The organism is Methanobacterium sp. (assembly GCF_016217785.1).
Classification (GTDB): domain Archaea; phylum Methanobacteriota; class Methanobacteria; order Methanobacteriales; family Methanobacteriaceae; genus Methanobacterium.
In genome coordinates, this window is record NZ_JACRGA010000015.1 from 22,839 (window position 1) to 32,669 (window position 9,831).

Consider the following 9,831-nt stretch of genomic DNA (forward strand, 5'->3'; position numbering starts at 1 on the left):
TAACAACTGTAAAAATAGCTATTTTTGAAGATTTAGGGGAATAAGTTTAGAAGATAGGTTTTTTTTTATGGGTAAGTAAGCCTAGAGTTCCATTGAACTACAGAGTTCCATTGAAACTTATAAAGGAAGATATATCATTTAATATCCTTCAAGATATTATAGATCTTCAAGATACTGATTTTAAAAATCTTGTAATATAAAAAAAGAAATGGGAAATTAATAGGGAGTGCACTTAAAGATAGTATGTTTTTTGAACACTCTTAGCAGCAGATCTTTGATCGTTAGGATAGTAAATGAAATCACTGACTCCCAGGATACGGAAACTGTCTCGTTTTAAAGTGTAATTGCCTTCCCAATCAGTCATCACCCCATCAATGGTGAAATTACCAGTAAAGTTATTACCATCATTCTGGAAATAGGTGACACCAGTCCAGGCTGCACAGGTCAGATTCATATGTCCCTTAAAGGTAGTGTTAAACATGGCACCCCTAATATCCTTGCTTAGGAGGGCATAAATGGTTCCAGGACTGACTTTAATCTCATCAATTCTACCAGTACCATTGAGTCCATCCGCAGTGTAATCCAGGGGACTTTCTGATTTTTCAGCACCGGATAGTTTTAAGAAGAAGTTGAAGTTCTTTCCCTTCCCATTGATCTTGTAAAACCCGCCCAGAGATCCGGAGTTAGGATCATTGGGGTTGGTGGGTGGTATGGATACTTTAGCAGAGTAATTATAGGGGATTTGGTCAAAAACAAGGCCGCTGAAAAATCCACTGGAAACTTCCAGGACAGCGAGACCGGAAAAGGCCACCACCAGTACCACAGCTATGATTAAGATTTTCTGATTCATTATTTAACCAATACAAATTTTTGTTTGATCTATTGTAAACTCTCAAAAAAAAAGTTCAAAATAAAAAATAAAAAAAGGGGGTGTTTTTTAGACAATACTTGCAATTGCACGACACAATTCAGGAACTCGGGTGACGGTGATGGTTACTGATCCATCGGCATTCACTACGATTAATTCCTCCTCAAAGAGAGGTTCCTGATCAGGTGTATCCACAGATTGTATTTTAGCAAGGTCTTCGGGTGTTGTTGCGATAAAGGCAACGCTGTCAGTGACGTTTGATGGAAGTGTGGATATGTTCAGTGGGTTGAAGTTTACATTGGTAGCCTGTGCGGTTGATGGGGGATATAGTGTATTAGACCAACCCTGGAATGCTATATTAAGGCTTCCAACTCCACCACCAGTGGTGTTGAATATTCCTTTCCAAGATTGTACCCGTATAGTGGTTCCTGCAGGTAATGGTTCGTTACCGTAGCCCAGTGCCTGGGATAAATCAATGGTTAAGTTTCCGTTGGGTTTTATGAATGTATCTGCCCATAAGGTCATGTTTGTTCCGTTTTTATGGGTGGCATTGGCAACCATTTCCACATGCGCCCAGGTGGTACCATTGTTTATAATTGCAAGCTTAGTGCTCTTTTCATTAATGGCACTAGCATTAGTGTTATTGGATGAAGTATTGTCATTGCATCCGGATACAGCCACAACCACTATGACTACTGCCAGGATAGCAAATAATCCTAATTTGTTTTTCATTTTAAGACCACTCCTAGATTATGGTAACAACTTTGTAGGTGACTACTGCGCCGAATACAAAGAGTAACGGGAGTATGGCTACATTGGAGCTGTTAATAAAATTGTTTATTTTACTATTTTTGTGGGCCTCGGAGCTTAAAATCTCCTTGAGAGCCAAAAACGCTATAAGGGCCACCACGGCTATTAAACTATAGCCCATAATGTCTGCAGAAGTCACAGCAGTGGTTGCAGTGGCTGCCGATGTGGCTGCAGTGGTGGTGGTTGTAGTGGTTGTGGTTGTGGTAACAGTCGATATCATGTGTATACCTTCTTTTGTTCTTAATATATATTTTTTTCCTTTTTCTGACAATATACGGTTCCAATTGCAATAATCACCACTTAATCGGTTTAAATGATTAAATGATGGCTAAAGTAATAAACTGGATAGGTGTATTATCTTTTCAACGATAAATAAGCTTTACTAATCTATTTTTGTGAAGGTAGTCACATACACCCACTTGATTAATTACTGTGGAAAGTAAGTGAAAATAAAAAGGAATGCTATTCGAAGGGGGATAATTGAATCAAGTGATTATTACTTGATTTTGTATACCACCTTTTTTGAGTATACCCTCCCTTTTGTACACTCACTTTTTTTGGATCTTATTTTTTCTGGATACCCATTATTTCCAGGATATTACTTAAACCCACATTTTAAGTTCTGTATTAACTTAACCCACATTCAGCCACAGATGCAGGGATCGGTAAGCTGTCTCATTGTCCGGTAACTTGTAGAGCAGGAACTCCAGTTTCTTCTGACCGGTGGATCCTGCGGTGAAAGTGTAGGGTATCTCCACCTTCTGTCCATTGGTTAAGGTCATGGTCTCATTTATAAGGATGGTATCATTCACCTTCACTACCAGTAGATAATCCGTGGTGGTGTATTCATGGTTCACCACTCCAATGATCATGGAGCCGTTCTGGCCGGTGGTGAGATTGGTGGGATAGTTGCTGGCCTTACCATCCGGTCCTAAGATGTAGAATTCAGTGAATTTCTCACCCTGTTTAGGGGTGACTATAATATAAATTGTAGCGGAAATAGCTAAAACTAAACTAATAATCAAAATAATGGATAATGCCTTTTCCCATTTAGAACCACTTAAGAATTTTTGATAAGATTTATCATCTTTAGACGGTATTTCAGGCACAGGTTCTCCAGTAATCTCTTTATCAGTTTTCACAGGCGTACTAATAGTTTGTAATTTTCTAAGGGTCTCTTCCTTTGCTGTCTGGGAAGGAGTTAACTCTGTTTCGTCCACTTCCCCCTCAGGGGGTTCCTCTGTTTTTTCAACTTCAGCGAGGTCTACTGGTTTTTCCAGTTCTTCTGGTTCTTCCCCTGGTCCAACTTCTTCTGGTTCTTTGAAGGGTTCCTCAAGATCCTGGGGAATCTCTTCATGGTCTTCAGCTGGAACAGTGTCATGTATTGAGCGCCATTTCCTGATGAATGCTCCGGCTGAGAGTATCACCGAAGCCACGAACATTATCTGCACCAGGTACTTGGGCATGGATGGTAATAGATGGGAGGTCCAGGCCATGAAAGATAGGATGAAAAGGATAATTGCAATAATCACGCTGGCTATTATTAGATTCCTTGAACTGGTCTTTGATTTATCAGGGAAGATGATGGTTAGGCCTGCGTAGCCTAAGATAAACAGGAGTAAAATAAAGAATATGATGGATGTGGTGGTGGTTTTTAGGGGATTGAAATAGAGGAACAGGAGTGAAATCCCACTTAAAAAGAGGATCATCACCAGATCCCAGTTTCTAAAACCCGGCTTCTTTTCTGGCGGTTCATCAGTCCATACTGGTTTATCCATCTCCGCCTCGTAGTCAGTGGTGGATGTTTTAACCTGTTTTTCCACCCTTAGGGGAACACCCTTGGGATGATCATCTTCATCTGGGGAATATTCATCCTCTTTTAAGATGTACTCATCCTCACTAGGAGGGTGTTCACCTTCATCGTATGGATATTTATCTTTGAGTCTCTCATACTGCAGAGGTTTTTCCTCTTTCAAATCCTGATATTTTTGAGGTTCATCTATCTCAGGCTCTTCTTTTTCAGGTTCTTCAGTTTCCCCTAAATCTTTTTCAGGATAGTATTCTTCTGCAGTGTCTTCTTCATCTTCAGGATAGTACTCATCTTCTGTGTATTCTTCATCTTCAGCTTCGTAGTGATCCTCGTATTCATCTGGTTCTGCCTCTGCCTTCTGACGCATTAACACTGCACGCTGGATGGATTCCTCCAGGGTGAGCTGCCCATCTTTACGGGTAGGTTCTTCCTTTCCTGATGGTTCTCTCCGCCGGACCATGGCTACCAGGGAGAACACAATGGCCAGGATGAGGAGTATCTGATTGAGGTTCCCGGTGAAGGAGCTCCATTTAAGACTGCTGAATATGAGTGGTAAAAAGAGGATGAAAAAGACTCCCAGAACAAGGCCCAGACCTGCACGGAGAGTCCAGCCCATTTTCTCATCACGGGGCCAGATGGCAGTTATCAGTGCGTATCCTGGTAGAATTAAGACTAAAATAGATGGTAAAAATGATAATGGATATCCTTTAAGCAGCTTCAGCCAGCTCATTATTAGAACTGCCCCGCTGAGGATGATAAGCAGTAAAAGGTCTTTCTGTGATGAGAGTTTCATAAACTGTTGTTGGGATGAAGATGTATAAAATACTTAGTAATGATAAGGGCCTATAATTGGATTCTTTCTATCCTGTCTTACCCTTAATTTTGATTTATACGGTTTATTTTATTAATATATTAATAAAAATATTATATTTAAAAAACACTAAATAACTTCTAATACCATTTAATCTCATGGAGAAAACAAAGAATGTTCCATTATAAAGCATTTGGGCTGGAGATTTCATCAGAAATAGAATTACCTGGAATGATCGAAAGTTCAGGTAATTCTGATGTGAAGATCACCCTGGGAAAAGTTGACCCTACCCAGGTAACCCTGGCAGATGTAGAGGGACCCAACTACCTGGTTAAGGGTTGTGATGTGTACTTATGGTGGGATACTATTGGAAAGGTTCGAATCAGTAACGGGAAAGAGGTGACTGTGGAGCCTGAAAGAGATCTGGAAAGTTCTGATGAACTGAATATTATACCTTTCATATTGGGACCGGTGATGGCTCTTTTATTACACCAGCGGGGATTTCTGGTCCTGCACGGTAGTGCGGTGAATATGTGTCGTGGTGCAGTGGCCTTCTTAGGGCACCGTGGTAATGGTAAGTCCACCACTGCCATCCACCTCTACGTGGAGGGTTATCCACTAGTGGCAGATGACATCCTAGCCATAAAATTCGATAATAAAGGATCACCAGTGGTTTATCCGGGTTATCCCCATGTGCGTTTATCAGAGGAAGCGTATAACCAGGTTAAGGGGCACACTGATATTCTAACTCCCATAAGGACCCTGGCTGGTAAGGTGTTCTGTGATGCCTCCCATGGGTTCTCCACCGAGCCAGTGAACCTGGAGAGGATCTACGTTATTGAGAAGGTTTCAAAGGATGAGCAGGATAATAATCCTGAAATCCGGGATGAAAATAAGACCGGGAAAAGGGATAAGGATATCCTGGTTGTAGATGGCACGTCAAATAAAACTGAAAGTAGAATATCAGTTTTAAAGTCTCAGGAAAACCTCATTGACTTAATCCGTCACTCGGTTGCCAACCGTATATTCCAGCAAACCACTCAGAAGGAGAATTTAATTCTTTGCGCACAGCTTTTGAATAATGTTACCGTGAAAAAGTTGGTGCTGGTCCATTCCTTTGATAATATTCAGGACATGGTCCGGGTTGTTGAAGAGGATGTTGGTATAACACCTTAAACTTATTGATGTGGATTTAAAAAATCAGTATTGCCGATTTGGAAAAGCAAGTTAAAGATGAGTTACTTGAAAAATATTAAATGTATTTAAATTTTTTATCTATCATGCACATTACATTGTTCCTTAAAATAATCCTCTGGGTTTTATGTCGCCCAGATTTAACAATTACCTGAATATCTGTTATTTTCCGGGCTTCTCCGATGATTCGGTTCCCTTTTATGATATCTCCCTGGTTAGTATTAATCATTCAAATCCCTTTTAAACGTCCTTCATGTTCTAATTCTTCAGTTATCTGGTTTACCAGTTCCAGGTCTAGTTCCAGGTCTTCGGATACTTCAGAGATATAGGCTTCATCATAGCTACGATAATAACCTAAAACTTCTTTTTTAGCAGTTTCATAATCAACGTCTCTGATTTTAATTACTCTGATGCTTTTGAGTTTGTCTCTTATGGATTCTCTTACAAAATCGGAGGCACTTAAATATATTCCTGCATCGACCAGGCCGGATATTTCTTCATATTCCCTAGGGGTTAATTTTGTACCTATGGTTTTTGATTGTTTTGTTTCCTTTTGGTTTACATAAGGCATTGTTAGTTGTATATGGTTAACGATATATAAAATTAACATTCTTTGGTTATTAAATATTTTATAAATTGTAATATATGTTCATTATCATATAAAATGAGAGTGTAAAGTTATTGGTGTTTGATGTTTTGTTCAAGGTTTTTCTGCCCATGATCTTCATTTTTTGGTAGATATTTTCCCTTTTTGAATGAATATAGATATTCTTATCTTGGATTCAAGACCTTCTCCAACCAGCATAATTAAATCTTATAGTGGCCAATATTTTAGATAAATTCTAAATTAAAAAAATAATCATTTCTTCATAAAACATAATTGGGGAATTTAAAAATGACAGAATTATCCAGATCATCAAAAATCGTAGTTAATAAAGATGTGGTGTCCTGTGACCTTGGTGGGGAAACCGCCATGCTGGACATGAAAGAAGGAGTTTACTATGGTCTTAATGAGATAGGAACTGTAATCTGGGAACTCATTCAGAATCCTATAACCCTACTGGAAATCATTGACAAGATCTTAGAAGAGTATGAAGTAGATGAGGAAACTTGTTATGCTGATACGGTTGAATTAATTAAAGAAATGGAAAAAAATGGACTGGTAGCGATCAAATGACTGTTTTTGCCAGCTTAGTTACTTAAAATTACTTGGAATCTCATAGAATGATTAATTTAACTTTATTTTAGTGGTAAATTATATTATTTAATATACTCAGATTAAAAATTAAAAAAAATACTCTGAATGTTAAATCAGAGTATATTGTTCCTATGAGTTTTTTTTATGAACGGATGTTCAGGTTGATTGAAGCTGAATCATTGGATGTTAATGGGTCGTACTGAGTTTCTGCTGTTTTTGTAGCTGTATTGGTTACAGTTTGACCTCCGTAACCATTTCTTGGTCTCACTCTGATGGTTAAAGTTGCTGTTTGTCCAGAAGTAAGAGTTCCTATATTCCATACCCCCGTAGTAGAACTGTAGCTACCCTGTGAAGTGTATGTTGTTGATCTATATTGTAGTGCATATGGTAACAGATCAGTTATTTGCACTCCGGTGGCAGTGCTAGGCCCGTTGTTGGTTACTGTTATTGTTATGTAGAAGTCGTTTCCTACACGGGGTGTGTAAGTAGTGGCAGTCATTGCTACAGCAATGTCCGCAGCGTTAGGGACGGTAATGGTCAGACTTTTAGAATCATAGGCATTGGTTTCGTACTGGTCCTGTGCAGTGGTATTTGCATAACTGATAATTGATCCAACCTTGTTAACATAGGCAGTTAGGGTTAAGATTAAACTTTCACCCGGTGCTAATGTTCCAATATTCCATATTCCAGTGGCACTGTCATAATCTGTGCTACTGCTTGAAACATAATTTAATCCGGAAGGGAGTAATGCCTTAACTTTTACTCCAGTAGCATTAATAGTTCCAGTGTTTGTGGCAACAATAGTGTAAACCACATTGTCGTGGTAGTTAGGAGTGCTATTGTTTACTGTATAGTTTAAGCCAATATGTGGTGATATAATATTCCCATTACTATCAAACCAGATGGTTTTGTTGGCTATAACACTAAGAGCTTGGGCACCAGTCCAGAAGTTCTTGTAGGTTGCTCCGTTGTCTCCTTTACTTATCCTTGCATAGGAGGGATATGAATCATCGGGGTCGTTTTTCCAGTCAAGATCGCCGTAGATAAATCCGTAGGTGCTTTCATTGGTTATTATGAGGGTTACCGTGTTCACTCGGTTGGAATTCCAGTTATCACTGTGACATGGTACTTGATACCAGGTAATGTTAATTTGATTGTTGGTTATGAGGTAAGTGACACTACCAATGTGGGCCACATCAAAGTCAGCCCAGAATGGGGCTATGTAGGCTACGTATCTGTTTAACGTGTTTGATTCTGGGAGTTGGTAGTAGTATGGTCCCTGGATTGGGGCTCCTAATCCAATGGCTCCATTAACAGTGATGTAAATGGTGTTGTAGGTTTGGCCGTAGAGGGTTATGTTGAATGGTAGTGTAATGGCGGTTGTTGTTCCGTCATCTGTGTTAACAGTTCCGCTTTGAGTTCCTTCATCTGTGAATATATCGTCAGGTATTGTTCCGGTAACTGCCAGGCTAACGTTCTGGCCATTGTTGGTGTTGTTCCAGTCGTACTGGGTTTCAGCAGTTTTGTTTGCGTTATTGGTGAAGTTGCCCATTTGTGTTGCATTGGCAGTGATGTTGAGTATGGCTTTAACTCCGTTAGTTAGGGCTCCAATGGTCCACAGTCCGGTGGTTGGGTTGTATGAACTGTCGTTGTTAATCCAGTTTAAACCTCCGTTCCATGAAACTTTCCAACCGGATACTGTAAATCCAGTTGGTAGTTTACTAGTTACCTCAACGCCTGAAGCGTTATCTGGGCCGTTATTTGTGGTGTTGATGATGAAGTTCACGTTATTATTGGCAGTGGGTGTACTGTTGCTGACTGTCTGGGTTACCTCTATGTCCGCTGATTGTGGTATGTTCCAGTTAACTGGTCCTGGTAATGTGTTATTCCAGATGTCCTGATCCTGAGTGACAGTTAAGCTGTTATCGGTTATGGTTCCAGTTGCATTAATTAGGGCAGTTATTGTTAAAGTGACAGTTTCTCCATTTTGGAGGCTTCCAATGTTCCACACACCGTTAGTGTAAGATCCTTTAGTCGCACTACTTCCAATTAGAGTGATTCCAGTTGGTAAGGTGTAGTTGATGTTTACACCTGTGGCGTTGTCAGGTCCTTTGTTGGTGGCAGTGATAGTGTAAGTCACAGTGTCTTTGTAGTTAGGATTGGATGGTGTTGCGGTTTTGTTTACTTCGATATAGGCTGCTTCTGGCACGTTCAGGGTCACATTTTTAACATCATTTGAGGGGTTGTAATCAAATTGTGATCCGCCAGTCCGGTTAACGGTATTGTTAAATGAACAAGCTTCTATAACTTTGGCTATGATGGTTAAGGTTGCTTCCTCCCCATTTTGCAGGTTGTTTATTGTCCAGACACCGTTGGTGTAATTACCGTGATTGGTGGTGTGTGAAACATATTCTAATCCTGGTGAGAGTAAATCAGTAATTTTGACGTTAGTAGCGTAGTCAGGGCCGTAATTTTTCCCGTAAACCGTGATTGTAACCGTATCTAAGTAGTTAGGGGTGGTATCGTTTATGGTTTGGTCAACACCAATATCTGCTGCGGCAGGAACTTCAATCACGCAGGTTTGTGCATTATTATCATAATTCCAATCTAGGAAATTAGGTAATAATGGTGCTGTTAAAAAGGCTGTGTTTTTGATAGTGCCTGTAGTTTTCACTCTGACAGTTATGTTTAATGTTTTTGGTGCATTTCCGTAGTTGAAGTTTCCTATGTACCATATTCCAGTAGTTTTATCGTATGTAGTACCTGAACTTTGAGTATTTGAAACCCATTCGAGACCAGAGGGGAGTAAATCTTTTATGGTCACTCCGGTAGCGTTATCAGGACCATTGTTAGTAGCAGTGATTGTGATTGTGATTGTATCATCGTAATTTGTTGATCCAGTTACATTCTGATCAACTTGTATATCATGTGCTTCGGGGACAGTAATTGAGTATGATTTAGATGGTTGTACAGCATATACTGGAGATACTAGTGTGACAGTGTTGGTTAGGTTGGTGGTTTTTACGCCGGTGTCGAGTGCTCTGACGTATACGTTCATGAATGCTATTGCGCCGGGGGTGGATTCTGCGCCTTTGGGCATGTAGGGGATGATCCAAGTGATTGTTTTGGTGAGTGGGTCG

9 protein-coding genes are annotated in these 9,831 nt (G+C 39.9%); 2 read left to right on the forward strand and 7 right to left on the reverse strand.

The features are described 5' to 3' along the window. Positions 1–232: 232 nt before the first annotated feature. The 4 genes from HY987_RS06390 to HY987_RS06405 form a co-directional block, all read right to left on the reverse strand. Positions 233–850, reverse strand: a complete 618-nt coding sequence (locus HY987_RS06390; protein WP_292756774.1) for a hypothetical protein — start codon at positions 848–850, stop codon at positions 233–235. An 87-nt stretch (positions 851–937) separates the two neighbouring features. Continuing rightward, entirely contained in the window at positions 938–1,600 is a 663-nt protein-coding gene (locus HY987_RS06395) for a hypothetical protein (protein ID WP_292756776.1), read from the reverse strand. A 13-nt stretch (positions 1,601–1,613) separates the two neighbouring features. After that, positions 1,614–1,898 (reverse strand): hypothetical protein, encoded by a 285-nt coding sequence (locus HY987_RS06400; RefSeq protein ID WP_292756778.1) that lies wholly within the window; start codon positions 1,896–1,898, stop codon positions 1,614–1,616. 412 nt (positions 1,899–2,310) lie between these two features. Continuing rightward, the gene (locus tag HY987_RS06405; protein ID WP_292756780.1) at positions 2,311–4,281 is read right to left on the reverse strand and encodes a DUF1616 domain-containing protein; all 1,971 of its coding nucleotides are present in this window, start codon (positions 4,279–4,281) and stop codon (positions 2,311–2,313) included. Positions 4,282–4,473: 192 nt separating this feature from the next. Between HY987_RS06405 and HY987_RS06410 the strand changes: the two genes are divergently transcribed. Continuing rightward, complete coding sequence (locus HY987_RS06410) at positions 4,474–5,475, forward strand: hypothetical protein (protein WP_292756782.1); 1,002 nt, start codon at positions 4,474–4,476, stop codon at positions 5,473–5,475. 76 nt (positions 5,476–5,551) lie between these two features. On the opposite strand, the gene HY987_RS06415 is transcribed toward HY987_RS06410, so the two are convergent. After that, on the reverse strand, positions 5,552–5,722 hold the full coding sequence (locus tag HY987_RS06415) for a hypothetical protein (protein WP_292756784.1): 171 nt from the start codon (positions 5,720–5,722) through the stop codon (positions 5,552–5,554). Further along, complete coding sequence (locus HY987_RS06420) at positions 5,723–6,064, reverse strand: hypothetical protein (RefSeq protein WP_292756786.1); 342 nt, start codon at positions 6,062–6,064, stop codon at positions 5,723–5,725. It abuts the gene before it with no gap. Positions 6,065–6,388: 324 nt separating this feature from the next. Here HY987_RS06420 and HY987_RS06425 point away from each other — a divergent pair, with 324 nt between their 5' ends. After that, the gene (locus HY987_RS06425; RefSeq protein WP_292756788.1) at positions 6,389–6,670 is read left to right on the forward strand and encodes a PqqD family peptide modification chaperone; all 282 of its coding nucleotides are present in this window, start codon (positions 6,389–6,391) and stop codon (positions 6,668–6,670) included. Between the two features lie 163 nt (positions 6,671–6,833). On the opposite strand, the gene HY987_RS06430 is transcribed toward HY987_RS06425, so the two are convergent. Continuing rightward, the coding region (locus tag HY987_RS06430) for a DUF11 domain-containing protein (protein ID WP_292756791.1) at positions 6,834–9,831 on the reverse strand (2,998 nt) is incomplete at its 5' end.